This window comes from Inquilinus limosus MP06, assembly GCF_000767795.1.
Classification (GTDB): Bacteria; Pseudomonadota; Alphaproteobacteria; order DSM-16000; family Inquilinaceae; genus Inquilinus; species Inquilinus limosus_E.
Window position 1 is genome coordinate 1 of record NZ_JANX01000050.1, and the last position, 19080, is coordinate 19080.

Sequence of the window (19080 nt, forward strand, 5' to 3'; positions counted from 1 at the left end):
CGGCGGCGCTGCTGGACGCCCGCGCCATCGCCGCGGCCCCCCGCGTCGTCGCCCTCGCCCTCGGCGGGGAGGATTTCGCCACCGCCACCGGCGCGGTGCCGACGCCGGAGACGCTGCGGCTGCCGAAGCTGCTGCTGCACTACGCCGCCAAGGCGGCGGGGCTTCGCTCCTACGGCCTGCTGCGCTCGGTCGCCGATTTCCGCGACGTCGAGGGGATGACTGCAGCCGCGCGCGAGGCCCGCGCCTTCGGCTTCGATGGCGCCAGCTGCATCCACCCCGCCGTGGTGCCGATCCTGAACGAGGCCTTCGCCCCGTCGGAGGAGGAGCTGGCCTGGGCCCGCAAGGTGGTCGAGGCCGACGCGGCGGCGCAGCGCGAGGGCAAGGGCGCCTACATGGTCGACGGCCGCTTCGTCGACGCCCCGATCGTCGAGCGGGCCCGGCGTGTCCTCGCCATGGCGCGGTAGGCGACCGGCCGAGGCCCGGGCGAACTCCCGGACGGGGTTGATGATCGGCCGGCTGACGCTGCTGCAGCGACACGTCGCCATCGGCTCAGGGCGCGCAGCCGACGGCGTTCACCGGGCAGAGATAGACCGAGCTGGTGGCCGTCATCATCAGGATGTCGCGCCCGGCGCCGCCGAAGGTCAGGTTCGCCGCGCGCTCGGGCAGCCGCACCCGGCCGATCAGCGTGCCGTCGGGCAGATAGCAGCGGACGCCTTCGTCCACGGCCATCCACAGCCGGCCTTTGGTGTCGACCCGCAGCCCGTCGAAATGGCCATGGGCGTCGGCTAGCACCTCGCCGCCCGACAGCGCGTGATCCGGCCCGACCCGAAAGCGCCGCACATGGTTGGGGCCGTCCGGCCGCTCCGTGCTGCCGGTGTCGACGATGTAGAGCTGGCTTTCGTCCGGCGAGAAGGCCAGGCCGTTCGGCATCACGAAATCCGTCGTCATCTGCCGCACCGACCCGGATGCCGGGTCGAAGCGGTAGATATGGCAGCCCTCGACATCCGCCCCCTCCCCGCGCCCCTTGGTCTTGCCGTAGTTGGGGTCGGTGAACCAGATCGCGCCGTCCGACGCCACCACCACGTCGTTCGGGGAGTTGAAGCGACGGCCGCCGATCCGGTCGACCAGCGGCGTGATCCGGCCGTCCCGCTCCAGCCGCGCGATCCGGTGCGGCGCCTGCTCGCAGGTCACCAGCCGGCCCTGGCGGTCGACCGTGTTGCCGTTCGGGCTGTTCGCCGGCTGGCGGAAGGTGGAGATCCGCCCGGTCGCCTGCTCCCAGGCCAGCATCCGGTCGCCGGGGATGTCGGACCAGACCAGCAGGCCGCGGGCGCCGAGCCAGGCCGGCCCTTCGGTCCAGCGGCTGCCGGTCCAGATCCGCTCGACCCGGGCATCCGGCACCGTGCAGGCGGCGAAGCGGGGATCGACGATGTCGAAGGCAGGCCCGTCGAGCGGGCCGAGGGGCGCGTCTACCAATTGGTCACCGACCCGTCGCGGCGCTTCAGATGCGGCGCTTCCCAGAACTTGAAGCTCTGCTTCCTGATCGCCTCCTCATTGACCTCGACGCCGAGGCCGGGCGCGTCGGTGACCGGGTAATGCGCGTTCTCGATCCGCGGCTGCACCGGGAACAGCTCGGCATCGTCGAAACCGAGCTGCTCGGCGGTCGAGGTCCGGGTCTCGATCCAGGAGAAGTTCGGCACCGCCGCGGCGAAATGCACCGTCGCCGCGGTGCAGATCGGCCCCAGCGGGTTGTGCGGCATCATGTCGACGTAATGCGCCTCGCTCCACCCGGCGACCTTCATCGCCTCGGTCAGCCCGCCGACATTGCAGACATCGATGCGGTTGAACTGGTGGATGTCGCGCTCGATGTAGGGCAGGAACTGCCATTTCGAGGCGAATTCCTCGCCGATGGCGAAGGGCACGTCGACCATCCGCCGCAGCGCCTCATAGGCCTCCGGCGTCTCGTCGCGGATCGGCTCCTCCAGGAAGTCGAGCGTGCCGGACGGCATCTTCTGGCAGAAGCTCGCCGCCTCCGCCACCGACAGGCGGTGATGCAGGTCGATGCCGAGCACGATGTCGCCGCCCAGCGCCTCCCGCGCCTTCACGCACCATTTCGCTGTTGTGGCGATATGCTCGCGCGGCTCATAGACCTCGCCGCCCTTGTGGCCGGAGGGCGACAGGCGCATCGCGGTCCAGCCGGCGGCGATCAGCGCCCTTGCCTGCTCGATCATCTCCTCGCCCGGCGGGGCGGAGGTGGTGGCGAAGGTCGGGATCCGGTCGCGCTGCTTGCCGCCCAGCAGCTGGTAGACCGGCACGCCGAGCGCCTTGCCCAGGATGTCGTAGAGAGCGATGTCGATCGCAGAGATCGCCGCCTGCAGCACGCGGCCGCCCTCGAAATACTGGCTGCGGTACATTTCCTGCCACAACGCCCCGATCCGGAACGGATCGCGGCCGATCAGGAACTCGCGATAGTGGTCGATGGCGCCGACCACGGCCTTCTCCCGGCCGGAGAGGCCGCTTTCGCCCCATCCGAACAGGCCTTCGTCGGTCTCGACCTTGACGATCAGCTGGTTGCGTGTGCCGACCCAGACCGGGTAGGCGCGGATGGCTGAGATCTTCATGGTGCTCACCAGTTCCAGAGCGTGCCGTCCTCCAGCCGGTTCACCGGCAGGTAGGCGCGCTGATAGGGATGCTTGGCGGCGAGATCCTCGTCGATGTCGACGCCGTGGCCCGGCGCCTCGCCCGGATGGATGTGGCCGCCCTCCTGCTGCCAGGAATGCGGGAACACCTCATGCATCAGCGGGGTGTAGCCGGAGAATTCCTGGATGCCGAAATTCGGCACCCAGAGGTCGATATGGGCGTTGGCGCCCATCGCCACCGGCGAGACATCCATCGGGCCGTGGCAGGCGGTGCGGATGTGATAGACCGAGGCGAAGTCGAAGATCCGCCGCAGCCCGGTGACGCCGCCGGCATGGACCGAAGTGACGCGGATATAGTCGATCAGTTGCTCCTCCATCAGGAGGCGCGCATCCCAGATGGTGTTGAAGATCTCGCCCAGCGCGATCGGCGTCGTGGTGTGCTGGCGGATAAGCCGATAGCCCTCCTGCAGCTCGGCCGGCACCGGATCCTCCAGCCAGAAGAGCCGGAACGGCTCCAGATCCTTGCCCAGCCGCGCCGCCTCGATCGGGGTCAGGCGGTGATGGGTGTCGTGCAGCAGGTGCAGGTCGTCGCCATAGGTGTCGCGCAGCCGGGCGAACAGCTTCGGGATGTGGTTCATGTATTTCGCGGTCGACCACACCTCCTCATGCGGCAGCGCCTCGACCATGCCGCCCCGGTCCTGCTTCGCGCCCTTGCCGGTGCCGTAAATCGCGGGCAGGCCGGGGATGCCGACCTGGCAGCGGATGGCGACATGGCCCTCGTCGCGCTTGCGGCCGACGGCGTCGACGGCCTCCTCGATGCTCATGCCCTGGGCATGCGAATAGATCATCGCCTTCTGCCGCGAGGCGCCGCCCAGCAGCTGGTACAGCGGCATGTTCGCCGCCTTGGCCTTGATGTCCCACAGCGCCATGTCGACGGCCGAGATCGCGGCCATGGTGATCGGCCCGCGCCGCCAATAGGCGCCCTTGTAGAGATACTGCCAGATGTCCTCGATCTGCGCCGGGTTGCGGCCGATCAGCAGCGGCGCGACATGGTCCTGCAGGTAGCTGACCACCGCGAGCTCGCGCCCGTTCACCGTGCCGTCGCCGATGCCGTACAGGCCCTCGTCGGTGACGATCTTGAGGGTGACGAAGTTCCGCCCGGGAGAGCAGACGATGACCTTGACGTCCTGGATCTTCATGAAATCACCTCAAGTGGAATCGCCGTTCGGCGACCGACAAAGCCCTGTCATCTGTTTCCGATTGTCATCCTCGTGCTTGACCCGAGGATCCAGGGGCGGCCGGAGCGGCTCTCCGTGGCCCCTGGATTGCCGGGTCAAGCCCGGCAATGACAATCAGGGTGGAATGGTTGGCACCCGTCCTCAATCGGCGTCGTGGCGCCAGCCGAGCATCCGTTCGGCCTTGGCGGAGGAGAAGAAGGCGCGGTTGCCGCTGAGATCGCCGCGGACCGGCACGTCCGGGAAGAAGAGGCGGGCGAGCTCCAGGCTCGGCATGTCCATCACCGTGTCCGGCGCGACGATGTAGAAGGCCTCATGGCCCTGGAACGGCGCATCGAGCGCCTGCAGGCAGGCCCGCGCCGCAGCATCGTAGAGGGTGTAGGCCCAGAGATGCTTCGACGCCTCCCTGGTGACGAAGCCGTAGACCGCCCCGGCCTGGGCCCGCTCCTCCACCACCAGGTGGAAGCGCATGCTGGCGATCCTGATGTCGCCGTAGCGGCGGGCGAAGGTGTCGGCCTGCTGCTCGCAGATCCATTTCGACAGGCCGTAGGGCTCTTCCGTGTAGTTCGGATGCGCCTCGTCGAGCGGCAGGTAGTCGAAATGCGCCTCGCGGCTGAAGGACAGGCCGATGGCGTTGACGCTGGAGGCCTGGACGATGCGGGTGATCCCGACTTCGATCGCCGCCCGCATGGCGTTGTAGCTGCCCACGACGTTGTTGTTGTGGACGATGTGGTCGGGGTGGTGGCCCGGCGACGGGATCGCCGCCATGTGGATCAGCGCGTCGCAGCCCTGGAAGGCAACCACCAGCGCGTCGTAGTCGCCGATATCGGCGGTGACGAAGCGGAGATCCTTCTGCGTCTCCGTCCCCTCGGGCGGCCCCGCGCGGTCTATGCTGACGACGCGGTGGCCGGCCCGCAGCGCCGCCGCCGCGATGGCGCGGCCGATGCGCCCGCTGCCGCCGGTCAGCGCGATCGTCTTCGTCTCGGACCCGCCCGGGCCGCGGGCGGTCTTGGTCGTCGTGGTCGTGGTCATCGAGGTCTCGTCAGGAGGCGTAGACGGACTGGTGCAGCCCGCGGATGTAGCCGATGGCGTAGAGCCGCCCGAAGGCGGAGTAGCCGGCGTGCTCGTTGCTGTCGCCCTCCACCGTCGGCACGTGGTCGGGGCGCAGCACGCCGTCGAAGCCGATGTCGCGATAGGCGCGCATGCAGGCCAGCATGTCGGTCTTGCCGGCGTCATGCCAGGTCTCGCGGAACGCCTCCGGCGTGCCCTCGACGTCGCGGAAATGGACGAAGGAGATGGCCTTGCCGAAGCCGCGGATGGCGCCGGGCAGGTCGTCGGTCATCAGGGTGAAGTTGCCCTGGCACAGCGTGATCGTGTTCATCGGGCTGGGCACGGTGTCGACCAGGCGGCGGTAGTTGTCGATGCTGCGCATGATCCGGCCGACGCCGCGGATCGGCGACAGCGGCGGATCGTCCGGGTGCATGGAGATCTTCACGCCCGCCGCCTCGGCGACCGGCAGGACCTTCTTCAGGAAATAGTCGAGATTGGCCCAAAGCGCGTCCTCGCCGATCGGCGGATTGCCGGTCAGGTCCTCCGGCACATCGGCCAGGGCGAAGCTGGTGACCACCGAGCCGCCGCGCGAGGGCGTGGCCAGGTTGGTGCGCACCCAGTTGAAGTCGGTCATCCACTCATAGCACCAGACCGGGATGCCCAGCCGGCCCATGTTCCGCAGCAGGGTGCAGACCGTCGCGATCTCCTCGTCCCGCCCCGGCAGGCCGCGTTTGGCTTTGTTGAGGGGCGGCCGGGCCTCGATCACCTTGAGGGTGAAGCCGGCGGCCTCGTAGCGCTGCTTCAGGCGCTGCAGCGGGCCGAAATCCCACGGCGCCTCGCCCTGCAGCAGGTCGTCGGACGGCAGGCCGCCGACGGCGAGGTCCACCCCGGCCTGCTTCGCCAGCCTCCAGACGGGCGACGGCGTGGGGCTGATGTATTCGGCGATTTCGAGCATGGTCGTGGCGGTCCCGGAAAGGCTGGGCGGTGAAGGGATTCAGGCGGGCAGCAGCTCCGACAGCTGCTCCTGCGCCACCTGCGGCTGCCGGTCGTGGAGGAAGCAGGAGGCGGTCTGGCGGTCGCCGATGCGGAACAGCGGCGGCTCCGCCCCGCAAACCTCCATCGCCCGGGGGCAGCGGGGACGGAAGCGGCAGCCGGAGGTGCCGACCGCGGCGTCGCGCGCCTTGATCGGCTGGGCGCCCCAGCGCTGGTCGAGATTGGGCCAGGGGATCGAATCCACCAGCAGCTGGGTGTAGGGGTGCTGCGGGTCCTTGATCACCTGGTCGACATCCCCCGCCTCCATCACCGCGCCGCGGTACAGCACGATGATCGACTTGGCGATGTGATAGGCGGTGGTCAGGTCGTGGGTGACGTAGATGATCGACACGCCGTGGTCGCGCTGCAGGTTGCGCAGCGTCTCCAGGATCGTGGCGCGCAGCGAGGCGTCGACCATCGACACCGGCTCGTCCGCGATCAGCAGCCGCGGCCTCAGCAGCAGGGCGCGGGCGACGTTGATGCGCTGGCGCTGGCCGCCGGACAGCTGGTGCGGGAAGCGGCCCAGGATGTCCTCCGGCCGCAGCCCGACGGCGGTCAGCGCCGCCTCCATCTTGTCGCGCGCCTCCGCCTTCGACCTGGCCAGGCCGAACTTGCGGATCGGCACGGTCAGCAGGTGGTCGACCGTGTAGAACGGGTTGAACACGGCGAAGGGATCCTGGAACACCGCCTGCACCTCGCGGCGATAGGCCATCTTCTCCTGGCCGCGCAGGGTCGCGACGTCCCGCCCGCGATAGATGATCCGGCCGGTCGTCGGCGCGATGAAACCGAGCAGCAGCATGGCCAAGGTGGTCTTGCCGCTGCCGCTCTCCCCCGCCACGGTCAGGATGGTCGGCTCGTCCTCCTTCAGCGTCAGGGTGAAGTCGCGCAGCGCCGTGGTGATGTGGGCGTGCATCAGCCCGCGAGTGTAGGTCTTCGAGACGTTCTCCAGGCGCAGCAGATCGGCCATCTCAGACCTCCCCGTCATAGAGGTGGCAGGTCACGCCGCGGCCGCCGGGCAGGATCCGCTCCTCCGGCCGCAGCGTGCTGCAGATCTCCATCGCCCTGCCGCAGCGCGGGTGGAAGGCGCAGCCGCCCGGCAGCCGCAGCAGCGACGGCGCCAAGCCGGGGATGCCTCGGAACACGCCCTTGTTGTCCAGGCTGGGCAAGCTGTCGATCAGCGCTTGGGAATAGGGGTGCCTCGGGTCGGTGAACATCTCGCGCACGGCGCTGACCTCGACCAGCCGGCCGGCATACATCACCGCGACTTTGTCGACGAACTGCGCCATCAGCCCCATGTCGTGGCCGATCAGGATGACCGCGGCGTTGATCGCCTTCTGGACATTGTCGATCGTCTCCATCACCTGGCGCTGGGTGACGACGTCGAGCGCGCTGGTCGGCTCGTCGGCGATGATGACATGGGGATCGAGCAGGATGCCGATGGCGATGCAGACGCGCTGCTTCATGCCGCCCGACAGCTCATGCGCATACATGCGGAAGACGCCGGCATCGAGGTCGACCGATTGCAGCGCCCGGCGGCAGCGTGCCTCGATCGCCGCGCGGGATTCGCCCGGCAGGTGCGACTTGACCGCGTCGATCATCTGGGCGCCGATCCGCATCACCGGGTTGAGCGAGTTCATCGCCCCTTGCGGGATATAGGCGATGCGCGACAGCCGGGCCTGGCGCATCCCCTCGGCATCGAGCGCCATCAGGTCTTCGCCGCCGACGATGACCGCCCCGCCCTCGATCCGGCCCGGCGGCTTGATCATCCGCATCATGGCCAGGGCCAGCGTGCTCTTGCCCGAGCCGGATTCGCCGACCATGCCCAGCTTCTCGCCCGCGTTCAGGGTGAAGCTGACATCGTCCAGAGCCCGGGCCCGGCCGGAATCGGTGTAGTAGGTCACCGCGAGGTTGCGGACATCGAGGACGGGTGCGGCCTGCGCCGCCACCGGCTGGGTCATGGCCTTCCTCCGGTCCCGGGGCGGCGCGAGCGTCACATCCATCGCCGTCACTCCGTCCTGCGCACGCGGGGATTGGCCAGCTCGTCCAGGCCCATGTTGATCAGGGCCAGCGAGCCGAGGATCAGGATCATCGCCACCGAGGGGATGATCGGCCACCACCACCAGCCGTTGAAGAAGGCGCCCTGCGACTGCGCCGCCCAGATGATGTTGCCCAGCAGCGGCTCACGCAGCGGCCCGAGGCCGAGCACGGCGAGGTAGAAGGAGGCGAAGACGGCCGAGAACACCTGCGCCACGAAGGCGGCGGCGATGAAGGGCAGCAGGCAGGGCAGGATCTCCTTGAAGATGATGCCGAGGTCGCTGACGCCGGACAGCTTGGCCACGGCGACGAACTGCCGTTCCTTCATTGTCAGCACCTGGGCGCGGATCACCAGGGTCGGCCCCATCCAGGCCAGCAGCACCACGATCAGCGCCATGGTCAGGATGGTGACGTCGCGCTTGTCGAGCGACCCGGCGATGACGACCTGGATCAGCAGCACCGGGATCGGCGTCAGGATCTGGCAGACCGTGCGGATCACGGCGTCGATCCAGCGGCCGAAATAGGCGGCGATGAAGCCGAGCACCACGCCGATCACGGTACCGAGGCCGCCGGCGACGAAGCCGATGAAGGCCGTCTGCCACATGCCCACGACCATGGCGGAGAACAGGTCGCGGCCGAAGAAATCGGTGCCGAAGGGATATTTCAGGCTCGGCGGCTTCTTCACCGCCACCGACAGCGGATAAGCGTCCTTCGGGTTGATCGTCAGAAGGCCGATAATGGTGAAGGCGGCGAGGCCGAGCAGGATCAGCACCCCCAGCGCCAGCCCCTTGTTGCGGCGCAGATAGCGCAGCACCAGGACCGGGCGGCCGGGGCGCCGGAGGGCGGACTCGGCAGCGGATGGGGAGAGCGCGGCGATCGTCATGTCTCCCTCCTCACGACTGGCGGACGCGGGGGTCGAGTAGCGGGTACATGAACTCGACCACCGTCATCAGCACCGCCACGGCGATGGTGATGAACAGCACGATGCCGTAGATGGTCGGGAAGTCGTTGGCGCGGATGGCGAGGTTCAGCATGCTGCCGATGCCCGGCAGGCCGAACAGCCCTTCGACGATGATGGCCGAGGTGACGACGGTGCCCAACGCCAGGGCCAGGCCGGTCACCTGCGGCAGCATGGCGTTGCGCAGATAATAGTCGCGGAAGATCCGGCCGCCGGTCAGGCCCTTGTGCTCGGCGAAGTTGACATAGTCCTCGCCCTGGATGGTGACGCCCATGCCGCGCATCGACAGCACCCAGCCGCCGACCGACCCGAAGATCAGGGCCAGCGCCGGCAGCACCTGGTGCTGCAGCAGGTCCAGCACGAAGTCGAGCGAGAGGTTCGGCACCACCCCGACCGAATAGGCGCCGCCCAGCGGCAGCCATCCCAGCCGGAAGCCGATGAAGAACAGCAGCAGGATGCCCATGATCACCGGCGGCACGCCGGTCAGCAGGATGAAGGGCGTGGCGAAGCCCCGCAGCCAGCCCGGCGCCCGCGGCCAGGCGGCGATGGCGCCCAGCAGGTTGCCGATGATGAAGCTGAGGATGGTGGTGACCAGCAGCAGGCCGATGGTCCAGGGCAGCGACTGGGCCAGCAGCTCGGCCACGGTCGACGGATAGCGGTACAGCGAGTAGCCGAAATCCATCCGCAGGATGTTGCCGAGATAGGTCCAGTACTGGTGGTACAGCGGCTGGTCGAGGCCGAATTGCTGCTGCATCGAGGCGATGATCTTCTCCAGGTCGGCCGGGGAGAAGCCGCCGGTGCGGGCCAGCTCGCCGAAACGCTCGCGCAGGGCGTTGCGGCTCGACAGCCGCGGGATGAAGAAGACGATGGTCGAGGCCGCCCAGACCACCAGGACGAGGAAGAGAAGGCGTTTGATGACGAGCTTCACAGTCACTGGGACGATCCTGGTGCTGTTGCCGTTCGGAAAGGACGCGCCCGAAGGCGCGCACCTGTCGCAGTGGGACGATCCCGGGCCTACTTTGCGCCCGACGGCTGCAGCGACGTGATCACCAGCAGGCCGGTATGGGCCCAGAAGGCGCCGTTGGTGCCACCGGCGATGTTCGTCGCGCTGGGCCAGCCCTTCCAGTAGTGGTTGTTGTAGGGAATCCGATGCAGCCACTGGATCACCGGCACGTCGATCGTGTCGCGCCAGTAGATGCCCAGCGCCTTGGCCGCACCCTCCTGGAACTTCGGATCGCTGGAATCGAGCGGCGAGATCTCGTCCAGGATCTTGTCCAGTTCCGGGTTCTTGTACCGCGAGAACCGGTTGTTGCCGGCGGCCGAGCCGATGGTGCTGCTGTACTTGCCGTGGAACAGGTTCAACGCCTCGAACGGATCGTACAGGCTGGCGCCGTGGCCGAAGAGATAGAGGCCGGGCTTGCCGTCGACCATGTTCTGGAAGGCGTCGGTGCCGAAGTTGACGTTGGAGTCGAAGCCGGCCTGGCGCAGCATCTCCGCCAGCACCGGGGCGATGTCGCCATGGATGGTCTCGAATGCCTGGATGGTGGCATCGAAGGTCTTGCCGTCCTTCTCCCACAACCCGTCGCCGTTCTTGGTGAAGCCGGCCTCGGTCATCAGCTTCGCGCTCTCGTCGAGGTCGAACTTGCCGGGCTGGTACTTCTCCTCCTCCGCCTTCACGGCCGGGGAGTCCGCGAATTTCTGCAGGTTCGGATACAGCGGGAACGGGTAGATCGTCGCGATCTTGGCGCCGTCGTAGAGCACCTCGTTGATGCGGTCGCGGTCGATCGCCAGGCTGATCGCCTTGCGCACCCGCGGGTCGCTGTAGGGCGACAGCTGGGTGTTCATCCACAGCGAGTTCGGCCACCAGTCGAGATAGCCATAGGGCGATTCCGTGCCGGTCCAGGACTGGATGTCCTTGTTCTGCTCGACAATGTTGCCGATCACCTGGGCCCGCATGTCGACCGAGCTGTCGAACTCGTTGTTCACCAGGCGCTGCGCCACCGTGTCGATCGGCTGGTTCAGCACGTTGACGATGACCACCCGCTTCACCGCCGGCTGGCCGGCCCGCCCCGCCTTCACCGCCCACCAGTCGGGGCGCAAATCCATGATCTTCTGGTTGGCGTTCCAGGCAACGACGTTGTAGGGCCCGGAATGCGGGATCTGGTCGAGGCCCACGGCCGCGGTCGGGTTCGGCTGGGCCGATTCCCATTCCGCCGGCACGATCGGCAGACCGGTGTCGAACTTCTCGGTCAGCACCTCGAACTTGAAGCGCGGCGCCGGCTGCTTGAACTTGACCTCGACGGTCAGGTCGTCCTTGGCGCTGACGCTGTCGACGAACTGCTCGAAATGGGCGTGGTAGGGCAGCGTCTCATACTTCATCTGCCCTTCGAAGGTGTAGACCACGTCCTTGGACGTGACCGGCTTGCCGTCGCTCCACTTCGCGTCCTTGTTGAGCTTGATCTCGAGCGTGGTGAAGTCCGGCGTGGTGTACTCCATGCTGTCGGCCAGCCACGGCACGAATTCGCCCTTGAAGATGGCGAAGTACATCAGCGGCTCGAACAGCAGGTTGTTGCCTTCCTGATGGGTGTAGCCCGGCAGCACCCAGGGGTTGGTGGTGCCGACGGAGGTGCCGCCGGCGACGCCCCAGCCGAGGATCAGCGTCTGGTTGCGGGGCACGTCCGGCAGCGGGCTCTTGGGCGTGATCTCCTGCGCCGCCGGCAGGCCGGCGGCCTGCCCGAAGGCCGCGGCCGGCGCGATCAACGCCGCGGCGAGCACAAGGCCGGCAAGGCGTCTCAGATGGACCATGGACCGATCTCCTCCCTGTGATTGTCGACTGATGCGGGTCTTTCCCCGCACCTCACCGGCGCTATTTGCGCGCCACCCTCACAAAGCCAAAAGATCTCACCTCTCGACCGACAGTCATCGATCGATCACGGATGCGCCTCCATTCTGGAAACGCCATGTCCGGTAACTTCCCGCTTTCCTCCTCCTGTCACGATATTGCTCGGCTCCGAGCAATTCGCATCTTTTATATTTTGCCCTTACCCTAGGTCAGTTTCCCGGCGGGCTCAACTCGTTCCGGCTGTTGCGGCGCGCCGCACGCATCTGCTCGATGATGTGGCGCCCCGATCCCTCGACATGGCGGGCGATCACCGCCGCCGCCGCATCCGCATCCTGGGCCTTGATCGCGTCCAGGACGTCCTGGTGGTCCCGCATCACGGCCGCCTGGCGGCCGAGCGAGATCGGCAGCCGCCGGCTGATCGCGCGCAGGATCTCGCGGTGCTTCCACCACAGGTCCAGCGCGTGCCGGTTGTAGTGGCGCTCATACATCGTGTGGTGGAACTGCGTGTCCAGCAGCCCGTGGCGCACCGGGTCCGAATAGTTCAGCCGCAGCATCTCGGCATGAAGGTCCTCCAGCGCCGCGATGTCGGCCTCGGTGGCGATGCCGACGAACCAGCGCGTCAGCGCCGGCTCGATCAGCACCTCGATCTCGTAGACGTCGCGGATGAACTCCTCGTCGATCGGCCGCACCCGCGCGCCGCGGTTGGGCGCCATCACCACGAAGCCCTCGCCGCGCAGCTGCTGCAGCGCCTCGCGCACCGGATTGGTCGAGGTACCGTGCCGTTCGGCGAGGTCGGCGACGATCAGCCGGGCATTGGCCGGGATGCGGCCGGAGATGATGTCCTCGCGGATCGCCTCGTAAACCGAGGCCTCGCGGTCCGGCATCTGGAACGCCGGCAGCAGATCCAGGCCGCGGGCGAGGTCCATGGGCGGCTCCTCATCGCCGCCATCCTGCGCCAATCGCTGCCCAGCCTGGGGACCCGACACGCAATCCTCCGGATTTCGTGTACGATCTTTGTCGGAGTTGATACGAAAAGTCGAGCCTGAAACATGATCGGGCGGGACGAAGGGTCGGACTGTCGCCACCGGAATCCCGATCCCCCCGTCCCGTAGCCGGCGGCGTGCTGCCGAAGGCGGCTTGAGGATCGCGGTGAGGGGGATGCGCACCCCCGCCCTCCCCTCCTCCCGCATCTGCGGGTTGACGACAGCCGTGCCGCCTCCGCACCTTACGGCGCGATTTGACCGCGGGCGGTGGAGCGAGCGAGAGGCGGATGCGGACAATCCTGGTCATCGGCATCGGTGCCGGCAATCCGGACTACATGACGGTGCAGGCGATCAAGGCCCTGAACCGGGCCGATGTGTTCTTCATCCCCGACAAAGGGACGGAGAAGGCCGCCCTGCGCGAGCTGCGCGAGGAGATCTGCGACCGCTTCATCGAGAAGCCGGGCTATCGCACCGTCGGTTTCAAGGTGCCGGACCGTGACGGCGGCGGCCCGAACTATCGCGGCGGCGTCGAGGACTGGCGGAACAAGCTGGCCGATGCCTATGAGGACCTCTTCCGCGAGCATCTCGCCGAGGATGGCTGCGGGGCCTTCCTGGTCTGGGGCGACCCGGCCCTCTACGACAGCACCCTGCGGATCCTGGAGACGATCCGGGAGCGCGGCCTCGCCTTTGACATCGAGGTGATCCCCGGCATCAGCGCCGTGCAGGCGCTGGCGGCGCAGCACCACATCCCCCTGAACCGCATCGGCGAACCGATCCTGGTCACCACCGGCCGGCGGATCGCCGGCGGGCTGCCGGAGGGGCTGGACAACGTCGTCGTCATGCTCGACGGCGAAACCGCGTTCCGCAAGCTGGACGGCGCCGACATCGACGTCTACTGGGGCGCCTATCTCGGCACGCCGGAGGAGATCCTGGTGTCGGGCCGGCTGTCGGAGGTGACGGACGAGATCGACCGCGTCCGGCGCGAGGCGCGGGAGCAGCACGGCTGGATCATGGACACCTATCTGCTGCGCCGGATCCGCGAGGACTGAGCACGGATCCGGGACGCGGGCAGCCGCCTCCTCAGGCCTCGCCGCTCGCATACCGGGCCAGGGTCGCCCTCGTGCCGATGTCCCAGAGCGATCCGAGGCTGTCGGCGAAGGCCTTGGCGAAGCGCTCGGACGTCGCGAGGTCGCCATAGATGTCGGCCATCGAGATCCAGGCCAGCGGGTCGTCCTTCGCGGCCCGGGCCCGCGCCTGCAGGGCATTCCAGGCGGTGTCGTTCGGCGGCACCTGCCGGCCGGAATCGGTGGTCCCGAAGCAGTGGCGGCACCACAAGGCCGAGACCAGGGCCAACCCGGCGATGCTGCCGCCCGCCCGCAGCCGGGCGGCGATGACCGGGATGATGAACTTCGGCTGCCGGTCCGAGCCGTCGCGGGCAAGCCGCGGGATGGTGTCGGCGACCTTCGGGTTCAGGAACCGCCGCTGCACCAGGCTGAAATAGGCGTCCAGGTCGGTGTCCGGGACCGGCGGGACGGAGGGAATGATCTCCTCGCGCTCGAGCCGGGCCAGGAAGGAACCGATCTCCGGATCCTCCATCGCCTGATGCACGAAGGGGATGTCGAGCAGCTCTCCCGGATAGGCGATCGCCGCGTGGCCGCCATTCAGGATCCGGATCTTCATCAGCTCATAGGGGGCGACATCCGGCACGAAGGTCACTCCGACCTTTTCCAAAGCCGGCCGCCCCGCCGTGAAGTGATCTTCCAGCACCCACTGCCTGAACTCCTCGCAATAGACCGGGCTGGCATCGGCGATGCCGAAGGTCGCGCGGCAGTGCTCGATCTCGCGCGGCCCGGTCGCCGGGGTGATGCGGTCGACCATGGAGTTCGGGAAGGCGACATGGGCCGCGATCCAGTCCGCCAGCTCCGGGTCGGACAGGCGGGCCAGGCCGGCCACCGCCGCCTGCGTCACATGGCCGTTGCCGGGGATGTTGTCGCAGGACAGCACGGTGAACGGCACCAGGCCGGCGGCGCGGCGGCGCTTCAGCCCGGCGACGATGAAGCCGAACACCGTCCTCGGATCGTCCGGGCTGCGGCCATCGGCGACGATCGCCGGATGCTCCGGATCGAAGGCGCCGGAGGCCGGGTGCAGGAAGTAGCCGCCCTCGGTGATCGTCAACGAGACGATGCGGATCGCCGGGTCGGCCAGCGTCGCGACGATCGAGGCGCGGTCCTGCGGATCGAGGAAGCCGATCATCGCGCCGGTGACCCGCGCCGCCGTCCGCCCGATGTCCTGCTCCACCACCGTGGTCAGCCAGTCCTGTCCCTTCAGCCTGTCGCGCATGGCGCCGTCATAGGCGGTGACGCCGGCGCCGATCAGGCCCCAGTCGCGGTCCCCTCCGAGGTTGAGAAGCGCGTCGAGATAGACCGCCTGGTGGGCCCGGTGGAAGTTGCCGATCCCGAAATGCACGATTCCCGCCGACAGATCGTCCCGGCGGTAGGACGGCACGGCCACGCGGGCGGGGAGCGCATCGAGATTGGCCAGCGTCAGTGACATGGTCATCGCATCGTTCCTTGTGCTCACCCGGCCCCGGGCATCCGGATCGGCCCCGAGAGCGGCCGCGCGGATGATCGCCGGACCTTGGTGGTGAGCCGCCGACCGTCCCGGACGCCGATCAGTATCAGCCCGCCGGAGAGGACGGCAATCACCAGCGCACCGACACAGGCTTGAGGCGGGCCGACGCCGCCGTCCCGCAGATCCCGGATGGGTTCTCAACGGCAATTGACGTCTCGAAGAACCCGAAGCGCTGCGTGGCGACGACGGCGTGAGGCATCGCGCGGGTCGCACGCGATGCCTCATGCTCTTGCGGTCCGGCCTCCTTACTGGCAGGCCTCGCAGGTCGGGTCGTCGATCGGGCAGACCATCGGTGCGCCGTCGGTCAGCGTCAGCTCGTCCGCCGCCAGAGCCGGGGCCGCGGGCACGGCAGCCGCGACCGATACGGCGGCGACCGGAGCCGGGGCCATCAGCGCGGGGGCGGAGACGGCGTTGAGCTTGCCGTCGGTGCCTTTCAGCGTCGACTTCTCGACATGGGTCGCGCTCATCGCCCGCAGGTAGTAGGTGGTCTTCAGCCCGCGCTTCCAGGCCAGCCGGTAGAGGGTGTCCAGCTTCCGGCCGTTCGGGTTGGCGATGTAGAGGTTCAGCGACTGGGCCTGGTCGATCCATTTCTGCCGCCGAGCCGCCGCCTCGACCAGCCACGACGCGTCGATCTCGAAGGCGGTGGCGTACAGCGCCTTCAGGTCGTCCGGCACCCGGTCGATGGCACCGAGGCTGCCGTCGAAATATTTCAGGTCCGAGATCATCACCTCGTCCCACAGGCCGAGCGCCTTGAGGTCGCGGACCAGGCCGGGATTCACCACCGTGAAGTCGCCCGACATGTTGGCCTTGACATACAGGTTGCGGAACGCCGGCTCGATCGACTGGGCGACGCCGCAGATGTTGGAGATGGTCGCGGTCGGCGCGATCGCCATGGTGTTGGAGTTGCGCATGCCCACGGTGCGCACCCGATCGCGCAGGCCGCTCCAATCAAGGGTCTGGGAGCGGTCGAGGTCGAGCACCCCGTTCCGCGCGTCGGCCAGCAGCTCGACGGAATCGATCGGCAGGATGCCGCGGCTCCACAGCGAGCCGTCGAAGGACGGGTAGCGCCCGCGCTCCGCCGCCAGGTCGACCGAGGCCTCGATGGCGTGGAAGCTGATCACCTCCATGCTCTCATCGGCGAAGCGCACCGCGTCGTCGGACGCGATCGGCAGGCGCAGCGCCTGCAGCGCGTCCTGGAAGCCCATGATGCCGAGCCCGACCGGGCGGTGCCGGAGGTTGGACCGGCGCGCCTCCGGGATGGTGTAGAAGTTGATGTCGATGACGTTGTCCAGCATCCGCATCGCGGTGCGGATGGTGCGCTGCAGCCGCGCCCGGTCGAGGCCGCGCTCGCCGATGTGGTTGGCGAGGTTGATCGAGCCGAGATTGCAGACCGCGACCTCGTCATCCGAGGTGTTCAGCGTGATCTCGGTGCACAGGTTGGAGGAGTGCACGACGCCGACATGGCCCTGCGGCGAGCGGATGTTGCAGGGGTCCTTGAACGTCACCCAGGGGTGGCCGGTCTCGAACAGCATGGTCAGCATGCGCCGCCACAGATCGAGCGCGCGGACCTGCTTGTGCACGCGGATCTCGCCGCGCGCGGCCTTGGCCTCATAGGCCTCGTAGGCGGTCTTGAAGGCCGGGCCGTACAAATCGTGCAGGTCGGGCGTCTCGTCCGGCGAGAACAGGGTCCAGGGGCCGTCGGCCTCGACCCGTTCCAGGAACAGGTCCGGCACCCAGTTGGCGGTGTTCATGTCATGGGTGCGGCGCCGGTCGTCGCCGGTGTTCTTGCGCAGGTCGAGGAATTCCTCGATGTCGACATGCCAGGTCTCGAGATAGGCGCAGACCGCCCCCTTGCGCTTGCCGCCCTGGTTCACCGCGATCGCCGTGTCGTTGGCGACCTTGAGGAACGGCACGATGCCCTGCGACTGGCCGTTGGTGCCGCGGATATGGGCCCCCAGGCCGCGCACCCGAGTCCAGGAATTGCCGAGGCCGCCGGCGTATTTCGACAACAGCGCATTGTCCTTGACCGACTTGAAGATGCCGTCCAGGTCGTCCGGCACCGAGGTCAGGAAGCAGGAGGACAGCTGCGGCCGCGGCGTGCCGGCATTGAACAGCGTCGGCGTCGAGCACATGAAGTCGAAGGAGGAGATCAGGTCGTAGAACTCGATCGCCCGCGCCTCGCGGTCGATCTCGCGCACCGCCAGCCCCATGGCGACGCGCATGAAGAAGGCCTGCGGCAGCTCGAAGCGGATGCCTTCGGTCTGCAGGAAGTAGCGGTCGTACAGGGTCTGCAGGCCGAGGAACTGGAACTGCAGGTCGCGCTCCGGCTTCAGGGCGGCGGCGAGCACCTTCAGGTCGAAGCGGGCCAGCTCCGGGTCCAGCAGGTCGACCGCGATGCCCTTCTTGACATAGGCCGGGAAGTACTCGGCATAGCCCTGCGCCATCTCGGCATGGGTGGCGCGGGTCGGCCGGCCGTACACGAAGGACAGCGCCTCGTGCCGCAGCATGTCCAGCAGCAGCCGGGCGCTGACATGGGTGTAGTTCGGCTCGGTCTCGATCAGGGTGCGGGCAGCCATGATCGGGGCCAGCGCCAGCTCGTCCTCGCTGATCCCGTCATAGAGGTTGCGCCGGGTCTCGGCCAAAACCGGGCCGGCATCGACATCGGCCAGGCCGGCGCAGGCCTCCTCGACAAGGCGGGACAGGCGCGCCTGGTCCAGCGGCGCGCGGCTGCCGTCGGCCGCGGTGACATGCAGCACCGGCGCCACCGGCGATGCCTCAGCCTTGGCCGCGGCGGCGGCGCGCTCGCGCGACCGCTCGTCGCGATACAGCACATAGGCTCGGGCGACCTTGTGGTGCTCACCGCGCATCAGGGCCAGCTCGACCTGGTCCTGCACCTCCTCGATGTGGAAGGTACGGCCGTGATCGGCCCGGCGGGTCAGGGCGGCGACGATCTGGGCGGTCAGCCCCTCGACGATGTCATGGACGCGGCGCGAGGCGGCGGCGCCGGAACCCTCGACCGCCAGAAAGGCCTTGGTCAGCGCGACCGAGATCTTGCTCTCGTCGAAGGCGGTGACGGCGCCATTGCGGCGGATCACCTGATAAGCCGGCTCCGCGGACGCGCGCGGCGCGGCGGGGGTGGCAGGCGTGCCCGCGAGGGCGCGGTCGGATTCGAGGAGGACTGACATCGGCAAACCCCATGATCGTAAGGGGCCTGGGCCGAGGATGCGGCGCCGGCGCCGCGCCGGCACGCCGACGCAACCCGACCGACGCACCACCGGGACACCCCGCCCGAGGACGTTGACGCGATCACGGGCTCGGTCTCCTGGCTTGCGGGAATCGCCTCCCCGCCTCGCCTTCCCGGCCGGTCGCCCGGCCAGTGACTAGCGACGGAAATGCTCTCCGCTTACAGTTGCGGGGACAGCCCCGGCCTTGCCGATGACTCGGCGCACCGGATTCCCGGACGCCCGTGATGTCTAGATATAGACGTCCTTCCGCCGGTTTCCGTCAATACCTAGTTGGGCCGATCACGAACTTCGCAATCCAAGTGCGTTTTGGACTCGCCGGCTGAAATCTCGGAATCTCTCTCCCGGAATGACCGAAGCCCCCTACCCCTCCCCGCCCTGGAAGCTGCGCGGCACGGTGCAGGCGGCGCTGTGGCGGGTGCCGCGCACGGCCTTGT

General features: G+C 68.2%; 15 protein-coding genes and 1 riboswitch. Of the genes, 2 read left to right on the plus strand and 13 right to left on the minus strand.

Features of this window, described 5'->3' with window-relative positions; all coding sequences use genetic code 11:
• The coding region (locus P409_RS06570) for an HpcH/HpaI aldolase/citrate lyase family protein (protein ID WP_034833292.1) at positions 1–464 on the plus strand (464 nt) is incomplete at its 5' end.
• A gap of 85 nt (positions 465–549) precedes the next feature.
• On the opposite strand, the gene P409_RS06575 is transcribed toward P409_RS06570, so the two are convergent.
• The 11 genes from P409_RS06575 to P409_RS06625 form a co-directional block, all read right to left on the minus strand.
• Positions 550–1473 carry an SMP-30/gluconolactonase/LRE family protein gene (locus P409_RS06575; protein ID WP_034833294.1) on the minus strand — a complete coding sequence of 308 codons (924 nt, stop codon included), beginning with the start codon at positions 1471–1473 and terminating at the stop codon, positions 550–552.
• Positions 1467–2618 (minus strand): mandelate racemase/muconate lactonizing enzyme family protein, encoded by a 1152-nt coding sequence (locus P409_RS06580; RefSeq protein WP_034833316.1) that lies wholly within the window; start codon positions 2616–2618, stop codon positions 1467–1469. Before P409_RS06580 ends, P409_RS06575 begins: the two co-directional genes overlap by 7 nt.
• A 5-nt stretch (positions 2619–2623) precedes the next feature.
• A complete protein-coding gene (manD, locus tag P409_RS06585) occupies positions 2624–3835 on the minus strand; it encodes a D-mannonate dehydratase ManD (protein WP_034833297.1) in 1212 nt (403 codons plus the stop codon).
• A gap of 180 nt (positions 3836–4015) precedes the next feature.
• Positions 4016–4903 (minus strand): NAD-dependent epimerase/dehydratase family protein, encoded by an 888-nt coding sequence (locus tag P409_RS06590; RefSeq protein WP_052120107.1) that lies wholly within the window; start codon positions 4901–4903, stop codon positions 4016–4018.
• Positions 4904–4913: 10 nt separating this feature from the next.
• On the minus strand, positions 4914–5876 hold the full coding sequence (locus tag P409_RS06595; protein ID WP_034833298.1) for a mannonate dehydratase: 963 nt from the start codon (positions 5874–5876) through the stop codon (positions 4914–4916).
• A gap of 39 nt (positions 5877–5915) precedes the next feature.
• Positions 5916–6920 (minus strand): ABC transporter ATP-binding protein, encoded by a 1005-nt coding sequence (locus P409_RS06600; protein WP_034833299.1) that lies wholly within the window; start codon positions 6918–6920, stop codon positions 5916–5918.
• Position 6921: 1 nt separating this feature from the next.
• On the minus strand, positions 6922–7911 hold the full coding sequence (locus P409_RS06605; protein WP_034833303.1) for an ABC transporter ATP-binding protein: 990 nt from the start codon (positions 7909–7911) through the stop codon (positions 6922–6924).
• Positions 7912–7958: 47 nt separating this feature from the next.
• Complete coding sequence (locus P409_RS06610) at positions 7959–8870, minus strand: ABC transporter permease (protein ID WP_052120108.1); 912 nt, start codon at positions 8868–8870, stop codon at positions 7959–7961.
• 10 nt (positions 8871–8880) lie between these two features.
• A complete protein-coding gene (locus tag P409_RS06615) occupies positions 8881–9879 on the minus strand; it encodes an ABC transporter permease (protein WP_034833305.1) in 999 nt (332 codons plus the stop codon).
• Between the two features lie 80 nt (positions 9880–9959).
• A complete protein-coding gene (locus P409_RS06620) occupies positions 9960–11750 on the minus strand; it encodes an ABC transporter substrate-binding protein (RefSeq protein ID WP_034833307.1) in 1791 nt (596 codons plus the stop codon).
• Positions 11751–11996: 246 nt separating this feature from the next.
• Positions 11997–12713 (minus strand): GntR family transcriptional regulator, encoded by a 717-nt coding sequence (locus P409_RS06625; protein ID WP_052120109.1) that lies wholly within the window; start codon positions 12711–12713, stop codon positions 11997–11999.
• A 344-nt stretch (positions 12714–13057) separates the two neighbouring features.
• On the opposite strand from P409_RS06625, the gene cobF reads away from it, so the two are divergent.
• Positions 13058–13819: a precorrin-6A synthase (deacetylating) gene (gene cobF / locus P409_RS06630; protein ID WP_034833309.1), complete on the plus strand. Its 762-nt coding sequence runs from the start codon at positions 13058–13060 to the stop codon at positions 13817–13819.
• A 31-nt stretch (positions 13820–13850) separates the two neighbouring features.
• On the opposite strand, the gene P409_RS06635 is transcribed toward cobF, so the two are convergent.
• Both P409_RS06635 and P409_RS06640 read right to left on the minus strand, forming a co-directional pair.
• Entirely contained in the window at positions 13851–15329 is a 1479-nt protein-coding gene (locus tag P409_RS06635; RefSeq protein ID WP_034833311.1) for a mannitol dehydrogenase family protein, read from the minus strand.
• Positions 15330–15646: 317 nt separating this feature from the next.
• On the minus strand, positions 15647–18586 hold the full coding sequence (locus P409_RS06640; RefSeq protein ID WP_034833313.1) for a ribonucleoside-diphosphate reductase subunit alpha: 2940 nt from the start codon (positions 18584–18586) through the stop codon (positions 15647–15649).
• Between the two features lie 109 nt (positions 18587–18695).
• Positions 18696–18884: riboswitch (cobalamin riboswitch) on the minus strand.
• Positions 18885–19080: the final 196 nt, after the last annotated feature.

Coding starts and splice junctions, on each gene's coding strand:
- P409_RS06580 (WP_034833316.1), bottom strand. CDS start 2,618: ATGAAGATCTCAGCCATCCGCGCCTACCCGGTCTGGGTCGGCACACGC.
- manD (WP_034833297.1), bottom strand. CDS start 3,835: ATGAAGATCCAGGACGTCAAGGTCATCGTCTGCTCTCCCGGGCGGAAC.
- P409_RS06590 (WP_052120107.1), bottom strand. CDS start 4,903: ATGACCACGACCACGACGACCAAGACCGCCCGCGGCCCGGGCGGGTCC.
- P409_RS06595 (WP_034833298.1), bottom strand. CDS start 5,876: ATGCTCGAAATCGCCGAATACATCAGCCCCACGCCGTCGCCCGTCTGG.
- P409_RS06600 (WP_034833299.1), bottom strand. CDS start 6,920: ATGGCCGATCTGCTGCGCCTGGAGAACGTCTCGAAGACCTACACTCGC.
- P409_RS06605 (WP_034833303.1), bottom strand. CDS start 7,911: ATGACCCAGCCGGTGGCGGCGCAGGCCGCACCCGTCCTCGATGTCCGC.
- P409_RS06610 (WP_052120108.1), bottom strand. CDS start 8,870: ATGACGATCGCCGCGCTCTCCCCATCCGCTGCCGAGTCCGCCCTCCGG.
- P409_RS06620 (WP_034833307.1), bottom strand. CDS start 11,750: ATGGTCCATCTGAGACGCCTTGCCGGCCTTGTGCTCGCCGCGGCGTTG.
- P409_RS06625 (WP_052120109.1), bottom strand. CDS start 12,713: ATGGACCTCGCCCGCGGCCTGGATCTGCTGCCGGCGTTCCAGATGCCG.
- cobF (WP_034833309.1), top strand. CDS start 13,058: ATGCGGACAATCCTGGTCATCGGCATCGGTGCCGGCAATCCGGACTAC.
- P409_RS06635 (WP_034833311.1), bottom strand. CDS start 15,329: ATGACCATGTCACTGACGCTGGCCAATCTCGATGCGCTCCCCGCCCGC.
- P409_RS06640 (WP_034833313.1), bottom strand. CDS start 18,586: ATGTCAGTCCTCCTCGAATCCGACCGCGCCCTCGCGGGCACGCCTGCC.